Consider the following 19,035-nt stretch of genomic DNA (forward strand, 5'->3'; position numbering starts at 1 on the left):
ACGTCTCAGGCCATCGCCGGACGCGCGTACGCCACCGGGTCGGCCAGCACATCCGTCATCACCAGCGCCGCCGCGCCGCGCGCCGCGTCCCCCGCGACCGACGACGCGCGCAGCCGGCCCCCGCCGGGCGCCCAGAGCCCGGACACGACCCGGCCCGTCAACTCCTCGTCGGCCGGAGCGGCCAGCCACGGCATCAGGTTCCGGTAGATCCCGCCGAGCACCACCGCGTCCGGGTCCAGCAGATTGACCGCCCCCGACAGCACCCGCCCCAGCATCCGCCCGGCCTCCGCGACCGCGCCGACCGCCCGCGCGTCGCCCGCCCGCACCCGCTTCTCCAGCTCCGCGACGCCGAGGCCGCCGCCCCCGTCGACCCCGGCGGCCCGCAGCAGCGCCGCCTGTCCCGCGTACTGCTCCAGGCAGCCGCGCGAACCGCACCGGCACTGCGGACCGTTCGGGTCCACCACCACATGGCCGATCTCCCCGGCGAAGCCGTGCGCCCCGCGCAGCAGCTCGCCGTCGATGACCAGCGCACCGCCCACACCGATCTCGCCGGTCAGATAGAGGAAGCTGCGGATGCGCTCCAGGCCGCCGAACCACAGCTCGGCCAGGGCCGCCAGATTCGCCTCGTTCTCCGAGCGGACCGGCAGCTCCTGATGGCCGGGGTGCTCGGCGGTCAGCGCGGCGGCGAACAGCTCCTCGGCCGGGACCTGGTTCCAGCCCAGGTTCGGCGCCTGGCGCACCGCGCCGCCCGAGACCAGGCCCGGGAGCGCCAGGGCCACGCCGACCGGGTACAGCTCCTGCTCCCGCGCCGAGTCCAGGGTGCGCGCGGCGATCCCGGCGGCCCGTGCCAGGACCTCGGCGGGCGGGGTGCCCCGGTTGTCGAGGTGCTCGGTGAGGCGGACCCGGCCGGTGCCGGCCAGGTCGACCACGCACACCGACACGTAGTCGATGTTGACCTCGACCCCGAGCCCGGCCGGGCCCGTGCGGGCCGTCTTCAGCGCGGTCCCGGGGCGGCCGGCCTGCCCGCTGAACGTCTTGCCGGACTCGGTCAGGAAGCCGGATTCCAGCAGCTGCTCGACCAGCGAGGACACGGCGGCCCGGGTCAGCCCCACGCGCGCGGCGACCCCGGCCCGGGTCGCCTCGCCCTCGCCCTCGTCGCGGACGGCCCGCAGCACGAGGCTCAGATTGCTGCGCCGGACGGTGTCCTTGTCGGCCTTGGGCCCCAGCGGTGTGAGGTTGCTCTTCATATCGGTCCCGAGCCTATGCGATTCCGTACGCCAGTACGGTCGAGCCGGGCCGGGGCCAACCGGCCCCGGCCCGCCTCAGGACGCGGACGCCCCGCGCTCCTTGAGCATGTCGGCCATGAGCGCGATCTCCGACTTCTGGGCCAGGGCCATGCCCGACGCCAGGTCCCTGATCTGCTCGGTCTTCGCCGCCGAGGCCGCCGCCTGCGCCATCTCGGCGCCGGACTTGTGGTGCGCGGTCATCAGCTTCAGGAAGAGGATCTCGGCGTCCCTGCCCTTGGCCGCCCGCAGTTCGTCCAGTTCGGCGTCGGTCGCCATGCCGGGCATCAGAGCGCCGTCACCGCGCGGGGTGAAGGTGTGCCCCATCCACGCCATGGGCGGCCCGGGGGAGCTCTTCGCCCGGCCCCACATCTCCAGCCAGCCCAGCAGCATGCCGCGCTGGTTGGCCTGGGTGTTGATGATGTCGAACGCCAGCCGGCGCACCGCCTCGTCCGAGGTCCGGTCCCTGACGATGAACGCCATCTCGACCGCCTGCTGGTGGTGGACCGCCATGTCACGCGCGAACCCCACATCGGCCGAGGACTCGGCCGGCGCGGACGCGGAAGCCGCCGCCGCGGGCGCCGACGTCGAAGGGCGTACGAAGGTGAGCGCGATCAGCGCGAGCGCCAGCAGCAGCACCGCACCGCCGGCCAGCACCAGGGGCCGCGAGGTGCGCGGCGCGGCCGTCACTTGGCGATCCCGCCCGTGCAGGCGGCGCCCGGCTCCGGGGTCTGCGGGCCCTGCACGTACTTCGTGAAGAACTGCGCGACGCGCGCGTCCGTCGCGCTCTTCACCGTGAGCTGCTTCCCCCAGGCGCTGAGCATCAGCGGCGCCGCCTGGTCCTCCACCGGGCTCATCAGCGAGTACGGCGTGGACGACACCCGCTCGTCAAGTTTCTTGAGGTCGGCGGGCTTCGCCTTGCTGGTGTACGTGACCCACACCGCGCCGTGCTCCAGCGAGTGGACGGCGTTCTCCTTCGGTATGGACTCGGTGTAGACGTCACCGTCGCAGTTCATCCACACCGGGTTGTGGTCGCCGCCGACCGGCGGGTTCATCGGGTAGTCGACCGTCTTCTCCACATGGTTCTGCGTGAGTTTGTCCCAGCTCTTCTCGCCGGTGACGGGCGAGGTCTTCGCCTTGGCGTCGGCCTTGTCCTGCTCATCGGCGGCGTTCATCAGATAACCGCCCCCGACGACGAGCCCGGCGACCACCAGCACGCCGACGGAGAGCGTGATGATCCGGGAGCGGCGCTCACGCGCCCGCTCCTGACGGCGCGCCTCCTCCAGCTTGGCGCGGCGGGCGGCTGCGGGGTTGTTCTTGTTCCCGGTGTTCTGCTTGCCGGTGTTCTGCTTGTCGGCGGAAGCCATGACGGGTCCTTCGGTTCATAGGATCGTGAGACGGACTGCGTACGGCAGGGGGAGCCGCCGCACCCGGGAAAGGGCACGGGGCATTCCCGGCCGTCCTAGGTCCGCTGAACCTGAAGGCGCAGGGGGTCGACCTCGCCGACCGCGTCGTTGGAGGGACCCCGGATGGACCCGCCGCCGGTCAGGGGGCGGTGCGGGAGAAGCGCCACGGCCGCCGAGGGGACCGCCGCCGGGCCCGGCGGGGCGGGCAGCACGACGGGCGGCGAATGGTCCGAGGCGTCGTGGCAGGAGTCACCCACGCCCCGGTCGCGGGGGGTGTCGGCCACCACGACCCGGACCACCGTGAGATCGGTGAGCGTCGCGAGGGCCGAGGCGGGGGCGTACTCGGGGGAGGGGTGGGGGCGTACGGACTGGGGCGCGCAGCACGAGACGAGCGCGACCAGGACGAACAGCCAGGCGAGCACGACCGGCGCACCGGTGCCGCGCAGCCGCTCCGCCCCCTCGCTCACCCTGTTCATCCCGCACATCGTACGCGGCGCGTTGAAGATTCAAGCAGTGCGCGGGAGGAAGCGGTGAACCTGTGGATCAACGGCCGCGCGGCTCGATTTCGGCCATGGCGAGATAGTGTGCCCCGGTGACCACGCACTCGAACGTATCTGCGGGCTGGTATCCCGATCCGCACGGCGCCTCTCAGCTGCTGCGCTACTGGGACGGCTCCCAGTGGACGGAGCACACCCACCCGGCGGGCGACCAGGCCCAGGCCCCCGCGCAGCCGCAGCCGCAGGCGACGCCGCCGCAGCAGCCGCAGGCCGCCGCCCAGGTGCCGCAGCAGCCCGCGGCCGTCCCCCAGCAGGGTGCCCCGCAGCACGCGCAGGGCGGCGCCCCCGGCGGCTCGCTCTTCAACCAGCAGGTCCTGGTCGTGAACCAGAAGGCCAAGCTGATCGAGCTGACGAACGAGTACAGCGTCTTCGACCAGCACGGCAACACCATCGGCTCGGTCGTCCAGGTCGGCCAGGGCGCCCTGCGCAAGGTGCTGCGCTTCCTGACCAGCATCGACCAGTACCTGACCCACCGCCTGGAGATCCGCGACGCGTACGGGCAGCCGCAGCTGCTGCTGACCCGCCCCGCGAAGTTCATCAAGTCCCGGGTCGTCGTGGAGCGCCCCGACGGTCAGCCGGTCGGCGAGATCGTCCAGCAGAACGCCATCGGCAAGATCAACTTCGCGATCATGGCCGGCGGGCAGCAGATCGGCGCGATCAAGGCCGAGAACTGGCGCGCCTGGAACTTCGCGATCGTGGACCACAACGACCAGGAGGTCGCCCGGATCACCAAGACCTGGGAAGGGCTTGCGAAGACGCTGTTCACGACGGCGGACAACTACGTCCTCCAGATCCACTACCAGCTGCCCGAGCCGCTGCTGAGCCTCGTGGTGGCGACGGCCCTGACCGTGGACACCGCCCTCAAGCAGGACGCCCGCGGCCTCGGCTGAGTCCGGCCCCGTACGCCCGACCGCCCGCGCCCCCCGTCCGGGGAGCGCGGGCGGTGCTGTGTCCGGGTGCTGGTTTCGCTCCAGGTGTTTTACTTGTGTAATACCTGTTAAAGTAAATGAGTGAGCGATACAACCATCAGGTCCCCCAGGCCCGCCGTCCGCAGGCTCCCGCTGACCGGCCCACTGCGCCTGAACCGGCCGTCCGACATGTGGTTCAAGCCCGCCACCAGCGTCGTCGTGGCCACCGCGATACCCAACCTGGTGCTGCTCGCCCTCGGCCGGCTCGACCTGGTGATGTACACGATGGCCGGCTCGCTCTGCGCGCTGTACGGCCACAACCTCCCGTACGCCCGTCGCGCCGGCACCGTCGCCGGGGTCGTCCTCGGCATGACCGCGGGGCTCGGCACCGCCCTCGTCCTCGCCTCGCTCACCGGATCCACCGCCGTGCTCATCGCCGCCGGCGCGCTCCTGGCCGCCGGGCAGAAGCTGCTCTGCGACGCGACCCGGATCGGCCCGCCCGGACCGGTGATCTTCACCTTCGTCAGCTCCGCCGCGCTCTTCGTCCCGCAGACCCTCGCCCAGGTCCCCGGCCACCTCGCCCTCACCCTCGGCGCGGGCGCCGTCGCCTGGCTCGTCGCGGTCGTCGCCCCCGCGCTCGTCCGCCGCGACGGACCCGAGCGCCGCGCCACCGCCCGGGCCCTGAACGCCGCCGCCGCGCACGCCGCCGAACCCGGCCACGCCACCCGCCGCGCCGCCGTCGCCGCCGTGCACGCCGCCTGGCAGACCCTTGTCGCGACCGGCCGCCCCCGCCGGGCCCTGGAACGCCTCGTCGTCCACGCCGAGACCTCGGTCCTCGCGGGCACCCCCGATCCCGCCGAGGCCGGCCGGCTCCGCGAGTGGGCCCGGCTCACCCGCGCCCGGGGCCCCGTGCCCACCCCGCCGCCCGCCCCGGGCACCGGCGCCGAACTCTTCGGGCTCGACGCCGAACGCGCCGCCCGCCGCGGTTCGTTCCGTACGCTGCTGCGCGGCCTCGCCCCCGGCTCCCCGCTCCTCCCGGTCGCCGCCCGCACGCTCGTCGGCTGCGCCCTGGCCGGGTACGTCTGCTCGGCGGTGGGCGTCGGCCGTCCGTACTGGGCGCTCGTCACCGCCGCCTCGCTCTACCAGGCCAACGTCACGCTCTCCTGGAACCGCACCCTTCAGCGGACCCTCGGCAACCTCATCGGCGTCCTGGTCTTCGCCGCCGTCCTCCCGGTCGCCCGGACCGCGCCGCTCGCCCTCATCGGCTTCTGCCTCCTCTTCGCCTTCTCGGCCGAGGCGCTGATCACCCGCAACTACTGGCTCGGCTCCGTCGCCGTGACCCCGATGGCCCTCCTCGTCCTGGAGTACGCGGGCAGCCACCCGGCCGGTGAGCTGATCGGCGACCGGGTCCTGGACACCGTGATCGGCGCGGGTGTCGGCTTCCTCGCCGCCGTCCTGGTCACCAACCGCCGCGCCACCGGCCGCGTCGAACGCGCGCTGGCCGACGCCGAACGCGCCCGCGCCCACGCCGTGCAGGCCCTCGCCGCGCCGGAGCCCGCGCCCGCCGCCCTGGACGCCGCCCGCCGCCGGCTCACCGGCACCCTGGTGGAGCTGCGCGAGGCGGACGACACCGCGGCCGGCGAGTGGTGGCAGCCCGGGCTGCCCCGGGAGGCGGTGCTCGCGGCCGAGCAGGCCGGACACCGTACGCTCGCGGCGACAGCGAAACGGCAGGGGCTGTTCGTCCCCGCCCAGGAGAACGGAGCGGTGTGACCGACGACATCGTCGCCTCGGTGGTCCGGCAGTGGCAGGCCGTGAACCCGGAACTGGACACCGGGCCCATGGAGCTCATCGGCCGGATCAACCGCTGCTCCGCGCTCCTCCAGCAGGCCGAGGACGCCCCGCTGCGGGCGGCCGGGCTGACCCGCGCGGAGTTCGACCTCCTCGGAGCCGTACGCCGTACCGACCGCGAACTGACCCCCGGCGAACTGGCCCGGGAGACCTTCTCCTCCGGCGCCGCCGTCACCAAGCGGCTGCGCGTCCTCCAGGAGCGCGGCCTGATCACCCGGCGCGGCGACGAGCGCGACCGCAGGGTCGCCTACGTCCGCCTCACCGACGAGGGCCGCGACCTGGTCGACGGACTGCTGCCCCGGCAGCTCGCGTACGAACGCACGGTGCTCTCCGGACTCGACGCCGACTCCCGCGACCGGCTCAGCGCACAGCTCAGCGAGCTCCTGGTGCAACTGGAGGGCCGCATCGGCGGCGCCCGCCGCTAGACCGCTGGAGCCTGTCCCGCATCACTCGTACGGGCGTCTTCGCTCGTATGTGCCCCTGCATGGCCTCGCGGGGCGTTTCTTCCTCATTCCTCCGCCCCGTCACTCCCCGCACACGCCTGAAGGCGGTGCGTGCAAAAACTCGTGAGCGTACTACCGCGGGAGCGCTCGCGCAGGGGGTTGGAGGAATGTGCGAAAGCGCTGATTCGATCTGACTAAGCTCACGCGCAGTGAAGCCGAGTTGAGATGAATTCGCGCGCTTGTTCTCTATGTTCATGCAAGCGCCGAATCTCCGGAATACATCCCGAATCAACCGCCAGAGGTTCAGATGGCCCGTGTTGAATCACCGCCGGCCGGCCGGGAAGCCCCCGTCGCCCGCGCCCTGTTGCTGCCCGTCGTCGTGATGGCGGGCGCAACCGCCGCCGCGGCGGCGCTGGTTGCCGAGCCCGCGCGGATACCAGTCGTCTGGTGCGGCGCGTTCGCCACCGTCGTGGTCGCCACGCTCGCCGTGGAGATCGCCCGGCGCGGCCGGACGATCCGCCGCCGCAACGCCGAGCACCAACAGCGCGTCTCCGCCCTGGAACGGCGCATCGCCGACCACGACGAAGAGACCGTACGCATCAGCAAGGAGCTGCTGCCGTCCGCCATCCACCGTCTGCGCGTGGGCAATTCGCCCGACGAGGTGCTGCGCGACGTGGTGGACTCCGACCCGGTCTACCGCCACCTGCCCGACTCCCAGCGCTCCCTCGTCTACACGGTGCTCGACATCATCGACAACGAGGAGGCGACCAGGGACTCCGCGCAGCGCGCCTTCGTCAACGTCGCCCGCCGCGTCCAGGCGATCGTCCACCGGCAGGCCAGCGAGCTGCGGGAGATGGAGGAGCACCACGGGCGCAACCCCGACGTCTTCGACGACCTGCTCCGCATCGACCACGGCACTGCCCTGATCGGCCGCCTCGCCGACTCCATCGCGGTCCTCGGCGGCGCCCGCCCCAGCCGCCAGTGGCCCAAGCCCGTACCGCTGTTCAGCGTGTTGCGCGGCGCCATGTCGCGCATCCTGGAGTACCCGCGCGTCGACCTGCACTCGATCGCCAAGGTCGCCATCATCGGCACCGCGGTCGAACCGCTCATCCACGCCTGCGCCGAACTCCTCGACAACGCCACCCGCTACTCGCCCCCGCAGACCCGGGTGCACGTCACCGCGGTCGAGGTGCAGACCGGCATCGCCATCGAGATCGAGGACGGCGGCGTCAGCCTCAGCGAGGAGGCCCGCGCCCGCGCCGAGAACATGCTCGCGAGGGCCCAGGCCGGGTCCAGCATGAACGACCTCGGCGAGTCCCCGCGCCTCGGCATGGCCGTCGTCGGCCGCCTCGCCCGGATGTACGACCTCCAGGTCTCGCTGCGCCAGTCCGCGTACGGCGGCGTGCGCGCCGTGCTCATCGTGCCCCGCGCCATGATCACCACAGGACCGGCCCCCGGCATCGCCCACGGCATCGGCGCCACCTCGCGGCCCACCAGCGACATCGACCTCGCCGACATGAAGCACGTCGTGCCGCCGCGCGGCAAGCGCCGCAAGCCGAGCCCCGTCGCCGCGCGCCCCGCGACCGGCCCGGTGGTCTCCGAGTCCCGCCCGGCCGCCCCGGTCACCCCGGCCGTCGCCATGCAGGACGACGTGCCCGTCGTGACCGAGTGGACCAGCGGCGGACTCCCGCAGCGCCGCAGCCGGGGCCGCGCCCCGCTCGGCTCGCACAACCTTCCCGCACAGGCCGCCGACCCCACCGCCGGCCGCACCAACGGCCACGGCCACGGCTACGGCCAGGACAACAGCAAGGAACCGCCCCCCGGCATCTGGCTGGAGGCGTTCACCAAGGCCGCCAACGGTGTGCCCCAGGAGCCCAGGGCGGACGAAGACTCTGACGACGCGTGGGACAAGGGAGATCAGCGGTGATCCAGCAGCGGGGCAACATGGACTGGATGCTCAAGGAACTCGCCGACGACGTCCCGGACGTCCACCAGATCGTCGTGCTCTCCGCCGACGGACTGCGCATCGCCCAGCACGGCGGCGACCCCGACGTCGCCGACCGGCTCGCGGCGGCCTGCGCCGGTCTCCAGAGCCTGGCGGCGGCCGTCGCCTCCGAGATCCCGTACAGCGACGGCCGGATGAGGCTCGTCGTCATCGAGGTCACCGGCGGCTTCTTCTATCTGATGGCCGCAGGCGCCGGCGCCTACCTCGCGGTGCTCGCCGGCGAGACGGTGGACGCCGGGCACGTCGGGGCGCGGATGCGCGACATGGTCGTACGCATCGGCGGCCACCTCACGAGCCCGCCCCGCCACGACGGGCAGGCCGGATGAACTCTCCCCGACGAGAACGCCGCAAGACCGACCCGGCGCTCAGCGATCCGGAGAGGCTCTACGTCATCACCGGCGATCCCGACGGCAGCGAGCGGGCAGCGCTCGACCTGGTCACGATGATTGTCTCGAAGTCGGAGCCGTCACCGACGGTCCAGCCCGAGCAGGCCGTGATCCTCCGGCTCTGCCAGGCCCCGTTATCCGTCGCGGAGCTCTCCGCCTACCTCAGCCTGCCGTTCAGCGTGGTGACGTCGCTCCTCACCGAACTCCTCGCCACCGGTCTGATCGAATCGCGCGCGCCGATCGTCCGCGCGACCCTCCCGGACCGTTCCCTCCTCGAAGCGGTGATGCATGGACTTCAGAAGCTCTGACACGATCACGGGCCCCCGCAGCGAGGACGTCCTGCCCACCACGGCCACTGCCGCGGTGAAGGTCGTGATCGTCGGGGGGTTCGGGGTCGGCAAGACGACCATGGTCGGCTCGGTCAGCGAGATCCGGCCCCTGACCACCGAAGAGACGATGACGCAGGCCGGCGTCGGCGTGGACGACAACTTCGGCGTGGAGAGCAAGACCGCCACCACCGTCGCCATGGACTTCGGCCGGATCAGCATCAGCGAGGAGCTGATCCTCTACCTGTTCGGCACCCCCGGCCAGGAACGCTTCTGGTTCCTCTGGAACGGCCTGTTCGAGGGCGCGCTCGGCGCCGTCGTCCTCGTCGACACCCGGCGGCTCGAAACCAGCTTCGACGTCATCGGGCGCCTGGAGGAGCGCGGTGTGCCGTTCGTCGTCGCCATCAACACCTTCCCCGAGGCCCCGAAGCACCCCGTCGAAACGCTGCGCGCCGCCCTGGACCTCCCGGACGAGGTCCCGATAGTCGACTGCGACGCCCGGCTGCGCGGCTCCAGCCGCGATGTGCTGATGACCCTGATGCGCTATCTGCACGGCATCACCCGCCCGACCGGCTGACCCGTCCCTCGGCTGACCCGTCCCTGGGCTGCCCGTCCCTCGGCCGCCCCTTCCGAGCACCCTTCCCGAACCCGTTCCGCGCGTCCCCACCGCGCCCCCGACCGTCAGGCCCCCGCGGCCCGACCCCTGGAGCGATCGTGACAAGCCCCTTCCCCTACGAGCACGGCCCGGTCCCGCCCCCCGAGTGCCCGGCCCACGGCCTGAGCGTCGGGCCCGGCGGTCTGCGCCGGCTCTACGGCCCCGAGGCCGAGCAGGACCCGCACGGCCTGTACGAGAAACTGCGCGCCGAACACGGCACGGTGGCCCCCGTCCTGCTGCACGGCGACGTGCCCGCCTGGCTGGTCCTCGGGCACAGCGAGAACCTGCACATGACGCGTACGCCCTCGCAGTTCTCCCGCGACTCGCGCCGCTGGCGGGCCCTTCAGGACGGCAGCGTCGCCCCCGACCACCCGCTGGCGCCGATCTTCACCTGGCAGCCGATCTGCGTCTTCGCCGACGGCGCCACCCACGAACGCCAGCGCGGCGCCGTCACCGACTCCATGGCCCGCATCGACACGCGCGGTGTGCGGCGCCACGTCAACCGGTACAGCAACCGGCTCGTCAACGGCTTCTGCCGGGAGGGCCGCACCGACCTCGTCGCCGAGTTCGCCGAACGGCTGCCGATGATGGTCATGTGCGCCATCCTCGGCATGCCGGAGGAGTACAACGACCGGATGGTCGAGGCGGCCCGCGACATGATCAAGGGCACCGCCACCGCCGTCCAGAGCAACGCCTATGTGGTGGGAGCGCTCACCCGCCTGGTCGAGCGCCGCCGCCGCGAGCCGGCCGACGACTTCGCGACCTGGCTGGTCGAGCACCCCGCGAACATGAACGACCAGGAGGTCGCCGAGCATCTGCGGCTCATCCTGATCGCGTCCTACGAGGCCACCGCCAACCTGATCGCCAACGTCCTGCGCATGGTCCTCACCGACCCGCGCTTCCGGGCCCGGCTCAGCGGCGGCCACATGACCGTCCCCGAGGCGGTCGAGCAGACCCTGTGGGACGAGCCCCCGTTCACCGCCGTCTTCGGCCGCTGGGCCGTCGGCGACACCGAACTGGGCGGGAAGCACATCAAGGCCGGTGACGCCCTGATCGTCGGCATCGCACCGGCCAACACCGACCCCGTGGTCCGCCCCGACCTGACCGCCAACATGGAGGGCAACCGCTCGCACCTCGCCTTCAGCGGCGGCCCCCACGAGTGCCCCGGACAGGACATCGGCCGCGCCATCGCGGACGTCGGCGTCGACGCCCTCCTGATGCGGCTGCCCGACCTCGAACTCGCGGTGGACGAGAAGGATCTGCAATGGGTCGGCAACTTCATGAGCCGTCACCTGGTGGAGCTCCCGGCCGAATTCGCCCCCCGCTCCCCGCAGGACGACCGTGAGCCGCCCTCCATGGGCCGGCCCAACGCGGCCCGCCAGGACTGGGAGGTCCAGTCCGCCGTACGGCACACCGCCCCGACCCCGGTCCGCGCCCGCCTGGACGGGGCCCACGCGCCGTCGTCCGGCGCCCCGGCCGGGGCGACCGCGACCGTCGACGGATCGGCGGACGCGCTGTCCGGCGCCGCGGGCGACGACACGGCAGTCGGCCGCGTCCCGCGCCAGCGCAAGCCCGGCGGGCCCGCCCGCCTCTGGCGCGTCGTGACCCGCTGGTGGAACGGCGACTGAAGTCCTCGTGAGTACGGGGCGCCCCTGGGGCGCCCCGTACCATGCGGAAGCGTGAAGCTGACAATTCTGGGCGGCGGCGGATTCCGGGTTCCACTGGTGTACGGGGCGCTGCTCGCCGACCACGCCGAGGGCCGGGTCACGGCCGTCACCCTCTACGACACGGACCCCGACCGGCTCACCGCCGTCGCCCGGGTCCTCGCCGAGCAGGCCGAGGGAATCCCGGACGCGCCGGCCGTCCGCGCCACGACCGACCTGGACGAGGCCCTGCGCGGCGCCGACTTCGTCTTCTCGGCGATCCGGGTCGGCGGACTCGCGGGCCGGGCCGCCGACGAACGCGTCGCGCTCGACGAGGGCGTCCTCGGCCAGGAGACCGTCGGCGCCGGCGGCATCGCGTACGGGCTGCGCACCGTCCCGGTCGCCGTCGACCTGGCGCGGCGCATCGCCCGGCTCGCCCCGGACGCCTGGGTCATCAACTTCACCAACCCGGCCGGGCTCGTCACCGAGGCGATGTCCCGGCACCTCGGCGACCGCGTCATCGGCATCTGCGACTCACCGGTGGGCCTCGGCCGCCGCATCGCCCGCGTCCTCGGCGCCGATCCGGACCTGGCCCGCGTCGACTACGTCGGCCTCAACCACCTCGGCTGGGTGCGCGGGCTGTACGTGGCCGGCCGCGACGAACTCCCGCGCCTGCTCGCCGACCCCGACCTGCTCGGCTCCTTCGAGGAGGGCCGGCTGTTCGGCGCCGACTGGCTGCGCTCGCTGGGCGCGATCCCCAACGAGTACCTGCACTACTACTACTTCAATCGCGAGGCCGTCCGCGCCTACCAGGACGCCGCGCAGACCCGGGGCGCCTTCCTCCGCGAGCAGCAGGAGGGCTTCTACGGCCGGATGAAGGACCCGGCGACCCCCGCCCTGGCCACCTGGGACCGCACCCGCGCGGAGCGCGAGGCCACCTACATGTCGGAGAACCGGGACGTCGCCGGGGCCGGTGAGCGCGAGGAGAGCGACCTGGAGTCCGGCGGCTACGAACAGGTCGCCCTCGCCCTCATGCGGGCGATCGCCCGCGACGAGCGGACCACCCTGATCCTCAACGTCCGCAACCGGTCCACCCTTTCGGTCCTGGACGCGGACGCCGTGATCGAGGTCCCCTGCCTGGTCGACGCCAACGGCGCCCGCCCCGTCTCCGTCGACCCGCTGCCGTACCACGCGGTGGGCCTGGTCACCTCGGTGAAGGCCGTCGAGCGCGCGGTGCTGGACGCGGCGGCGAGCGGATCGCGCGCGGACGCGGTCCGGGCCTTCGCCCTGCACCCCCTGGTCGACTCGGTCTCCGTCGCCCACCGCCTGGTGGACGGCTATGTGAAGGCGCACCCGGGGCTGGCGTATCTGGGGGCCGTACGGTCATGAGGCGGCGTCCTCGGTGAGCGCGGTCAGGTCGGCCAGCAGCTCGGAGGCGGTCACCGCGCCCAGGCTGTCGAACCGCAGCTCGTGGGGGCGGCCGGGCCAGTAGTCGGACGGTTCGACACCGAGCCAGACGGTCTCCAGGGTCTGCTCCGGGTAGGCCTCGACCGCGCCGACCGCGATGCCTCCGTCCAGGGCGATCACCAGGTGGCGGTGGTCGCCCAGCCGCTTGGAGATCCAGCGCTCCACGCCGTTGTCCTCGGGATTGCCGCGCCGCCAGCCGTACCGTTCCAGGCCGAGGACCTTGCCCGTGGGCACCTTGATCCCCTCGAAGCGCTCAAGGCGGTGACCGGCGGCCTCCTGCTCGGTCAGCGCGAACACCCGGCGCCCGAGCTGGGGGAAGGGCTGGGTGATCGCGTGCTCCGCGAACACCTCCGCCCAGGCGGCCACCGCCTCGCCCAGCCGCAACGGGTGCGGGAGCCGCACGGTCGCCCCCTCGGGCAGGGCGAAATCCTCGCCGCCGATACCGGCGAAGCCGCGGTCGTCCGCCACCCGGAACGCCGTGGTCACCCCGTCCGCCTCGCTCAGCCACACCAGCCGGCGGACCAGGTGCCACACCAGCGGGTGGCCGACGAACAGCTCGGTGAACTCCCGTGCCGTCCAGGAGCGGCCCCCCAGCGTGGCGGCCTCCAGTCGGCGCACCAGGTCGGAGGCGATCGCCCGCACCTCCTTCTTCAGGGCCGAGAACCGCTTGCGCTCGGTCGCGGCGAGCTCCGCGTCGTCCTGTGCCCCCGGCTTCGGCAGGTCCTTGCGGAGCTTGCCCTCGTCGTCCCGGACGTAGGGCCGCAGCTGCTCGTCGAAGCCCACGGTGAACGTCCGGCTGCCGTAGTCCACGACCGTGGAGCCGTCCGCGTCCAGACCGAGGTCCGGGACCAGCCGGTCCGAGAGCTGTTCGCCCGTCAGGCCGAGGCCCGCCGCGACCTCGGCGATCTTCTCCGTGGCCCGCGCCTTCAGGGCCTTGAATTTCACGCGCTGCGCGAGGGTGTGCAGCTGGAGCAGGGCCGCGTCGCTGCCGATCGCCGCCAGGACGTCGAGCCCCTCCACTGCCCGGTGATGGGCGTTCTCGCCGGGCCAGGCGCGGATCACCGGGGTCAGCCGGTGCACCGTCCCGTCGTCGCCCAGCACACCCAGGGCGTGCAGCGCCCACACCTCGTCGGCGGGCAGGAGGGCGGCGCGCCACCCCTCGAAGAGCGCCCAGGCGAACTCGGCGGCCGAGGCCGAGTCCACGACCCGGAGGGCCTCGGCGAGCCCCGGGTACGGCTCGCCGGGCCGGGACAGGGCGAGCATGGTCAGCAGATGGCGGACGGACTCCGCCGGCAGCGCTCCGCCCGACGCCACCTCGATCTGCGGCAGCAGCACCGGGTCCGCCCACCGCGGCAGCTCCGGCATGTCGGCGGGCAGTGCCCGCTCCAGCGGATCCGCGGCCAGCAGCCTGGCCACCGCGTCCTCCGCCTTTCCGCCGTACCCCTCGGCGGCCTCGCGCACCATCGCGTCGCCGTGCAGCCCGGCGATCAGCAGCAGCGCCTGCTCGGCGGCGCGCCGTGCGGCCCCGGCCCTGCCGACCGCGTCCGGCACGAGCAGCGGCGCCGCCCGCACGCCGTGCCGCTCGAACCAGGAACGGGAGACGGCGGCCGCGGATTTGAGGCGCACCGCCCAGTCGGCCATGAGCCGGGCGACCCGTGCGTCGACGTACGGCATCAGCAGCGGGGCGAGCGAGCTGGGCCGGCGCGGTGCGACGCGGAGCAGCAGGGGCAGGGCGCCGAGGCTGAAGCGGGCGGCCACCGGCTTCAGCGTGTCGGCGGCGTCCCACACATCGGTCGGGTCCCAGCTGTCGAGCAGGGGCGCGACCCGCTCCTTCGGCCCGTGGACGTAGACCCAGGCGGGGCGCAGGTCCGCCGAGTCGAGCCCGTGGCGAAGCGAGTCGATGGTCTGCTCCCAGTCGTCCACCGCCTCGCCCCGGGTGTACAAGCTGCTGGTGGACGCCCACTCCTCCCGCTCACCGGCCTGCCACCGCACGGCCTTCCCCGTGTCCGGGGTGAGGCCGGTGACGGTGATGGGGCGCGCCATGGTCCGCTGCCGGGTCCACGTCGGTGCGGTGAGCACGGCCGGAAGGGCCTCGGCGGGCGCGTCCGCGATGCGGCCGGCCGGGTTCAGCAGGGGTTCCACGACGGCCGCGAGGCCGTCGTCCAGCGTCGGCAGCATCCGCTCCACGAGGGGGCGGTGGCGGGCGATGTGCGTGCGGAGCAGGCCGGGTGCCGAGGGGTGGGCGTCCGCGGCGAGCAGCCGCAGCGCGCGGGCCGGACAGCGGTCCATCGCGTCCAGGAGGACCGGGCGGACCAGCTTGTTGTCCGCGTGGACGAGCAGCGCGCCGAAGGCGTCGTCCGTGGGGAACTCGACCAGCGCCTGGGCGAGCTTCCGCCGCTCCTCCCCGTAGAGGTGACCCGTCCTCAGCTGCTCGGCGAGCAGCGGGGCCAGCATGTTGCCGATGCCCTCGGCGGCCGTGGCGATCGATTTCGGACTCCGGTCGAAACCGGTGATCCGGGGGAAGAGGGCGGCCTGGTCCGGTGAGCCGAGCGTGCAGAGGATCAGGAAGCCGAGCCCGGCGTCCGTCTCGCCGGTCGCTTCCGGGTCCGCGCACAGTGCGGCCACCCAGTCGGCCTCGCTCGGCGCCAGATAGGCCGCGATGATTCTCCGGTGCGCGTCGGTCCGGGAGCCCGAGAGTGCGTCGACGGTGGCCCGGTACGTCTCGTCGTCGGCGGCGGCGAGCAGGGACCGGACCCGGTCGGCGGCCTGCCGGCGGTACTCGGGCGCGTGGGTGCCCCGGGCGCGGGAGAGCCTTTCCAGCCAGGCGTCGGAGCGGCGGGGGCCGCTCTGTATCCAGTGCGGCTCGATCATGAACAGCTCCACCGCGGCGCGGGCCGCGAACGGCAGCCCGTGGAGCCGCACCCAGCTGTCCGCCCAGGCGTTCCCGGGCGGTGCGTACATCCCGACCATCGCCGCCACCGCCGCGGCCCCGGCGGGGGAGGGCTCCCCGTCCAAGTGGCGCCGGACCTCGGCCACCAGGGCGGCGTCGCTGCGCGGCGCGTCCAGATACTCCTGGATCCAGGCGTGCTCCTCGGCCGTGCGCTCCGCGACCGCGTCGACCAGCTTCCCGTCCACCCGCGCCGGCTTCCTCGCGATGCCCCCGCGCCGGGGGTGGACCAGGCGCCGCCAGCCGTCCGGGAAGACGAACGTGTCCTCGTCCGTCCCGGTCTCCTCGAACTGCGACGTACCGCCCTCGAAAGGCTCCACAGCACGCACCGGCCCGCCCCCTTCACACCCGTTGACCCCGTATTCCACGGGTTTCGATCAGTGGTTCCACAGTAGAACCGACCACTGACAACGCGGGGTGACCGGGGCGGGGAGAGGCCGGGGGCGCGGCCGGATCAGGGAGCGGAGACGGCTCGGGGACCGTACGCCTGGGTCCATGAGGGCGTCACGCCGGTCACCTGGCAGACCATCAGGAACAGCGGGATGGGCGGAGTGTAGGGCGTGCGGCTGTCGGGCTGGTGGATGAGCCGGGGGCGTACCGCGGGCACACACGCGCCCCGGGCGTACGCCACCTGCTCCGGCCAGTCCAGGTCGAGGTCGGAGCCGGCGGGCACGATCCACCACCAGCGCTCGGCGTCCGCGAAGACGCAGCCGGTGCGCGGCAGATGGGACATCAGGCGGAAGCCGTGGCGCGCGGGCACCCCGACCGCGTCGCAGCCGAGACTCGCCGAGAGGGTCGTGGGCAGCGGCAGTTGCACCCGGCCGGGGGAGCCGGCGGGCTCGCGGGAGCGGCGGTGTCCGAGGAAGTTGTTCATGGCGTTCTTCAACATGAGTGCTCCGAGCCGTGCGGCAGTTCTGCCCAGACGATGCGGCCCGAGCCGTCCCCGGCGTCGCGCGAACCCCAGGAGCGGGCCAGTGAGTCGACGAGCAGCAGGCCGCGTCCGTGCTCGTCGTCCGCGCCTCTGCCGAGGCGGGGCCCGTCCGGCTGCTGCCCCTGGTCCTGTACGGAGACGCGCAGCCGGCCGTCGAGGCACCGCAGCTCGCACAGGACCCGTGCGCTGGTGGTGTGCACCACCGCGTTGGTGACCAGTTCGGACACGATCAGGACCGCGGCGTCGAGGGTGTCGCCGCCGGCGCGCCAATCGGCGAGCCGGGCCTTCGTCAGGCGCCGGGCGGCGGCGACCGATTCGGGATGCGCGGGCAGCGCGAAGCAGTACCGGAGCGCTTCGGTCCCCGGTCCGGTCTCCACGAGCCGGGGGATGAGCGCACTGCCAGGTGCCACGACCGAATCCTCACAGTGGGGGCTGCGTCACGCTTCGCGATCTTCGAAAAGGCCGCGGGCGCGACAGGTCAACTGGTTTCGCACCCCAACTCTCCCCCTGTCGCGAACACTTGGCAAGAGGCACTCTGAAAATTCCAGAGTGGCTGTGTCCATGTTGGCGACCACATGGCACACTGCACGGATACAGCGCAGGGGGAGGTCTGAAGTGAGCGAACCGCGGTCCGCCCCGACCGTGGGCCAGGTCGTTCTCGGCAAGCGGCTGCAGGATCTGCGGGAGCGTGCCGGCATGAGCCGGGACCAGGCCGCCAAGGTGCTGCACGTCGCCCCGGCGACCGTACGCAGGATGGAGACCGCCGAGGTCGCCCTCAAGATCCTTTACGTGCAGGCGCTCCTCAGGGCGTACGGGATCCCGGACGCCGAGACGGCCGCCTTCGTGGAGCTCGCGGAGGAGGCCAACAGGCCCGGCTGGTGGCAGCGGTTCCACGACGTCCTGCCCGACTGGTTCAGCATGTACGTCAGCCTGGAGGGCGCGGCTAGCCTGCTGCGCATCTACGAGCCGCACTTCGTGTCCGGACTCCTCCAGACCGAGGACTACGCGCGTACCGTGATGCGCACCGGGGCCGTGGGCCAGGTCAGGGCCGAGGACATCGAGCGCCATGTGGCGCTGCGGATGGAGCGGCAGGCCCTGCTGACCAAGCCGGACGCCCCGCGCCTGTGGGTGGTGATGGACGAGACCGTCCTGCGCCGCCCGGTGGGCAGTGCCGACATCATGCGCGCCCAGGTGGACAAGCTCCTCGAAGCGACGTCGATGCCCAATGTGACGTTGCAGATCGCGGAGTTCTCCACCGGTCACCACCCGGGGACGTACGGGCCGTTCGTGCTGTTCCGGTTCGCCGTGCCCGAACTGCCCGACATGGTCTACAGCGAATATCTGACCGGGGCCGTCTACTTCGACGCGCGCCCGGAGGTGGCCTCCTATCTCGAGGTCATGGACCGCATGGCGGCCCAGGCCGCGACGGCACAACGCACGAAGGAACTCCTCCGGGACTTCCGCAAGGAGCTGTGATGACACCCATATACAACGGCATGCCTGCCGCTGACCTCGGCTCCGAAGGCTGGTACAAGCCATGGAGCGGCGGCAACGGCGGTACCTGCGTCGAGGCCATGAAACTGGCCGACGGGAGAATCGCCATGCGCCAGTCCGCGGACCCCGACGGTCCGGCCCTCATCTACACCCACCACGAGATCGCCGCGTTCATCCAGGGCGCCAAGGCCGGCCAGGCCGACTTCCTGCTGACCTGAGCCGCGCCGAAAGCCCTCCGTCGGGGCCGCGCATCCGCGCACGTCACAATGGACCCATGTCCCGACGCACCTCCCGCTCCCGGCGCCCGCCCGCCGCGAGCCCCCGCACCACCCCCCTCCCCGAGATCAGCGCGGTTTCGCCGTGCCCCTGTGGGCTGCCCGCTGCCTACGCCGAGTGCTGCGGCCGGCTGCACGCGGGGGCCCCGGCCGCCACGTGCGAGGCGCTGATGCGGTCGCGGTACGCCGCCTTCGTCGTCCGGGACGCCGGGTATCTGCTGCGCACCTGGCACCCGGACCACCGCCCCGACGTCCTCGACTTCGACCCCGGGCAACGCTGGCTGGGCCTGGAGGTCCTGGAGACCACGGAGGGCAGCGCCTTCCACACCACCGGCACCGTCACCTTCCGCGCCCACTACACGGCGGGCGGGCGCGCCGACTCCCTGCACGAGAAGAGCCGCTTCGTCCGGCACGAGGGTGCCTGGGTGTACGAGACCGCGGTCTTCGCGGACTGAGGAGCG

The 19,035-nt window shown here is 72.9% G+C and carries 19 protein-coding genes; 12 read left to right on the forward strand and 7 right to left on the reverse strand.

What is annotated here, in order from left to right:
- Nucleotides 1–5: 5 nt before the first annotated feature.
- The 4 genes from ACIQZN_RS00475 to ACIQZN_RS00490 all read right to left on the reverse strand — a co-directional run bounded on the left by ACIQZN_RS00475 (nucleotide 6) and on the right by ACIQZN_RS00490 (nucleotide 3,165).
- Nucleotides 6–1,247 carry an ROK family protein gene (locus ACIQZN_RS00475; RefSeq protein WP_403986157.1) on the reverse strand — a complete coding sequence of 414 codons (1,242 nt, stop codon included), beginning with the start codon at nucleotides 1,245–1,247 and terminating at the stop codon, nucleotides 6–8.
- Between the two features lie 75 nt (nucleotides 1,248–1,322).
- Entirely contained in the window at nucleotides 1,323–1,973 is a 651-nt protein-coding gene (locus tag ACIQZN_RS00480; RefSeq protein ID WP_403986160.1) for a DUF305 domain-containing protein, read from the reverse strand.
- Nucleotides 1,970–2,650: a DUF3105 domain-containing protein gene (locus tag ACIQZN_RS00485; RefSeq protein WP_403986163.1), complete on the reverse strand. Its 681-nt coding sequence runs from the start codon at nucleotides 2,648–2,650 to the stop codon at nucleotides 1,970–1,972. The genes ACIQZN_RS00480 and ACIQZN_RS00485 overlap by 4 nt, the downstream gene beginning before the upstream one ends.
- A gap of 95 nt (nucleotides 2,651–2,745) precedes the next feature.
- Nucleotides 2,746–3,165 carry a hypothetical protein gene (locus ACIQZN_RS00490; protein WP_403986166.1) on the reverse strand — a complete coding sequence of 140 codons (420 nt, stop codon included), beginning with the start codon at nucleotides 3,163–3,165 and terminating at the stop codon, nucleotides 2,746–2,748.
- Between the two features lie 116 nt (nucleotides 3,166–3,281).
- Between ACIQZN_RS00490 and ACIQZN_RS00495 the strand changes: the two genes are divergently transcribed.
- The 9 genes from ACIQZN_RS00495 (at nucleotide 3,282) to ACIQZN_RS00535 (ending at nucleotide 12,849) form a co-directional block, all read left to right on the forward strand.
- Entirely contained in the window at nucleotides 3,282–4,136 is an 855-nt protein-coding gene (locus ACIQZN_RS00495) for a phospholipid scramblase-related protein (RefSeq protein ID WP_403986169.1), read from the forward strand.
- 120 nt (nucleotides 4,137–4,256) lie between these two features.
- The gene (locus tag ACIQZN_RS00500; protein WP_403986172.1) at nucleotides 4,257–5,924 is read left to right on the forward strand and encodes an FUSC family protein; all 1,668 of its coding nucleotides are present in this window, start codon (nucleotides 4,257–4,259) and stop codon (nucleotides 5,922–5,924) included.
- Nucleotides 5,921–6,427: a MarR family winged helix-turn-helix transcriptional regulator gene (locus ACIQZN_RS00505; protein WP_403986175.1), complete on the forward strand. Its 507-nt coding sequence runs from the start codon at nucleotides 5,921–5,923 to the stop codon at nucleotides 6,425–6,427. Before ACIQZN_RS00500 ends, ACIQZN_RS00505 begins: the two co-directional genes overlap by 4 nt.
- Before the next feature lie 325 nt (nucleotides 6,428–6,752).
- Nucleotides 6,753–8,372 carry an ATP-binding protein gene (locus ACIQZN_RS00510; protein WP_403986178.1) on the forward strand — a complete coding sequence of 540 codons (1,620 nt, stop codon included), beginning with the start codon at nucleotides 6,753–6,755 and terminating at the stop codon, nucleotides 8,370–8,372.
- Entirely contained in the window at nucleotides 8,369–8,776 is a 408-nt protein-coding gene (locus ACIQZN_RS00515) for a roadblock/LC7 domain-containing protein (RefSeq protein WP_073965759.1), read from the forward strand. The genes ACIQZN_RS00510 and ACIQZN_RS00515 overlap by 4 nt, the downstream gene beginning before the upstream one ends.
- The gene (locus tag ACIQZN_RS00520; protein ID WP_073965758.1) at nucleotides 8,773–9,144 is read left to right on the forward strand and encodes a DUF742 domain-containing protein; all 372 of its coding nucleotides are present in this window, start codon (nucleotides 8,773–8,775) and stop codon (nucleotides 9,142–9,144) included. The genes ACIQZN_RS00515 and ACIQZN_RS00520 overlap by 4 nt, the downstream gene beginning before the upstream one ends.
- Entirely contained in the window at nucleotides 9,125–9,739 is a 615-nt protein-coding gene (locus ACIQZN_RS00525) for a GTP-binding protein (RefSeq protein ID WP_403986183.1), read from the forward strand. Before ACIQZN_RS00520 ends, ACIQZN_RS00525 begins: the two co-directional genes overlap by 20 nt.
- A 137-nt stretch (nucleotides 9,740–9,876) precedes the next feature.
- Nucleotides 9,877–11,445, forward strand: a complete 1,569-nt coding sequence (locus ACIQZN_RS00530; protein WP_403986186.1) for a cytochrome P450 — start codon at nucleotides 9,877–9,879, stop codon at nucleotides 11,443–11,445.
- A gap of 51 nt (nucleotides 11,446–11,496) precedes the next feature.
- Nucleotides 11,497–12,849 (forward strand): 6-phospho-beta-glucosidase, encoded by a 1,353-nt coding sequence (locus ACIQZN_RS00535; protein ID WP_403986189.1) that lies wholly within the window; start codon nucleotides 11,497–11,499, stop codon nucleotides 12,847–12,849.
- On the opposite strand, the gene ACIQZN_RS00540 is transcribed toward ACIQZN_RS00535, so the two are convergent.
- The 3 genes from ACIQZN_RS00540 to ACIQZN_RS00550 form a co-directional block, all read right to left on the reverse strand.
- On the reverse strand, nucleotides 12,844–16,203 hold the full coding sequence (locus tag ACIQZN_RS00540) for a DUF4132 domain-containing protein (RefSeq protein WP_403986192.1): 3,360 nt from the start codon (nucleotides 16,201–16,203) through the stop codon (nucleotides 12,844–12,846). The two genes, ACIQZN_RS00535 and ACIQZN_RS00540, sit on opposite strands and share 6 nt — an antisense overlap.
- A gap of 125 nt (nucleotides 16,204–16,328) precedes the next feature.
- A complete protein-coding gene (locus tag ACIQZN_RS00545) occupies nucleotides 16,329–16,763 on the reverse strand; it encodes a hypothetical protein (RefSeq protein ID WP_403986195.1) in 435 nt (144 codons plus the stop codon).
- Nucleotides 16,757–17,215 (reverse strand): ATP-binding protein, encoded by a 459-nt coding sequence (locus tag ACIQZN_RS00550; RefSeq protein ID WP_403986198.1) that lies wholly within the window; start codon nucleotides 17,213–17,215, stop codon nucleotides 16,757–16,759. Before ACIQZN_RS00550 ends, ACIQZN_RS00545 begins: the two co-directional genes overlap by 7 nt.
- Nucleotides 17,216–17,420: 205 nt before the next feature.
- On the opposite strand from ACIQZN_RS00550, the gene ACIQZN_RS00555 reads away from it, so the two are divergent.
- Genes ACIQZN_RS00555 through ACIQZN_RS00565 form a run of 3 tightly spaced genes read left to right on the forward strand, consistent with a single transcriptional unit; the run spans nucleotide 17,421 to nucleotide 19,029 of the window.
- Nucleotides 17,421–18,281 carry a Scr1 family TA system antitoxin-like transcriptional regulator gene (locus ACIQZN_RS00555; RefSeq protein ID WP_391262344.1) on the forward strand — a complete coding sequence of 287 codons (861 nt, stop codon included), beginning with the start codon at nucleotides 17,421–17,423 and terminating at the stop codon, nucleotides 18,279–18,281.
- Nucleotides 18,281–18,517 carry a DUF397 domain-containing protein gene (locus tag ACIQZN_RS00560; RefSeq protein WP_111339243.1) on the forward strand — a complete coding sequence of 79 codons (237 nt, stop codon included), beginning with the start codon at nucleotides 18,281–18,283 and terminating at the stop codon, nucleotides 18,515–18,517. Before ACIQZN_RS00555 ends, ACIQZN_RS00560 begins: the two co-directional genes overlap by 1 nt.
- Nucleotides 18,518–18,573: 56 nt before the next feature.
- A complete protein-coding gene (locus ACIQZN_RS00565; RefSeq protein ID WP_403986202.1) occupies nucleotides 18,574–19,029 on the forward strand; it encodes a YchJ family protein in 456 nt (151 codons plus the stop codon).
- The last annotated feature ends 6 nt before the right edge of the window (nucleotides 19,030–19,035 follow it).

This window comes from Streptomyces sp. NPDC097595 (assembly GCF_044761525.1).
Taxonomy (GTDB): Bacteria; Actinomycetota; Actinomycetes; order Streptomycetales; family Streptomycetaceae; genus Streptomyces; species Streptomyces drozdowiczii_A.

Bases quoted from the DNA above. Each gene is read 5' to 3' on its own strand.
- ACIQZN_RS00490 (WP_403986166.1), bottom strand. From the start codon at position 3,165: ATGAACAGGGTGAGCGAGGGGGCGGAGCGGCTGCGCGGCACCGGTGCG.
- ACIQZN_RS00475 (WP_403986157.1), bottom strand. From the start codon at position 1,247: ATGAAGAGCAACCTCACACCGCTGGGGCCCAAGGCCGACAAGGACACC.
- ACIQZN_RS00545 (WP_403986195.1), bottom strand. From the start codon at position 16,763: ATGTTGAAGAACGCCATGAACAACTTCCTCGGACACCGCCGCTCCCGC.
- ACIQZN_RS00485 (WP_403986163.1), bottom strand. From the start codon at position 2,650: ATGGCTTCCGCCGACAAGCAGAACACCGGCAAGCAGAACACCGGGAAC.
- ACIQZN_RS00560 (WP_111339243.1), top strand. From the start codon at position 18,281: ATGACACCCATATACAACGGCATGCCTGCCGCTGACCTCGGCTCCGAA.
- ACIQZN_RS00510 (WP_403986178.1), top strand. From the start codon at position 6,753: ATGGCCCGTGTTGAATCACCGCCGGCCGGCCGGGAAGCCCCCGTCGCC.
- ACIQZN_RS00520 (WP_073965758.1), top strand. From the start codon at position 8,773: ATGAACTCTCCCCGACGAGAACGCCGCAAGACCGACCCGGCGCTCAGC.
- ACIQZN_RS00525 (WP_403986183.1), top strand. From the start codon at position 9,125: ATGGACTTCAGAAGCTCTGACACGATCACGGGCCCCCGCAGCGAGGAC.
- ACIQZN_RS00565 (WP_403986202.1), top strand. From the start codon at position 18,574: ATGTCCCGACGCACCTCCCGCTCCCGGCGCCCGCCCGCCGCGAGCCCC.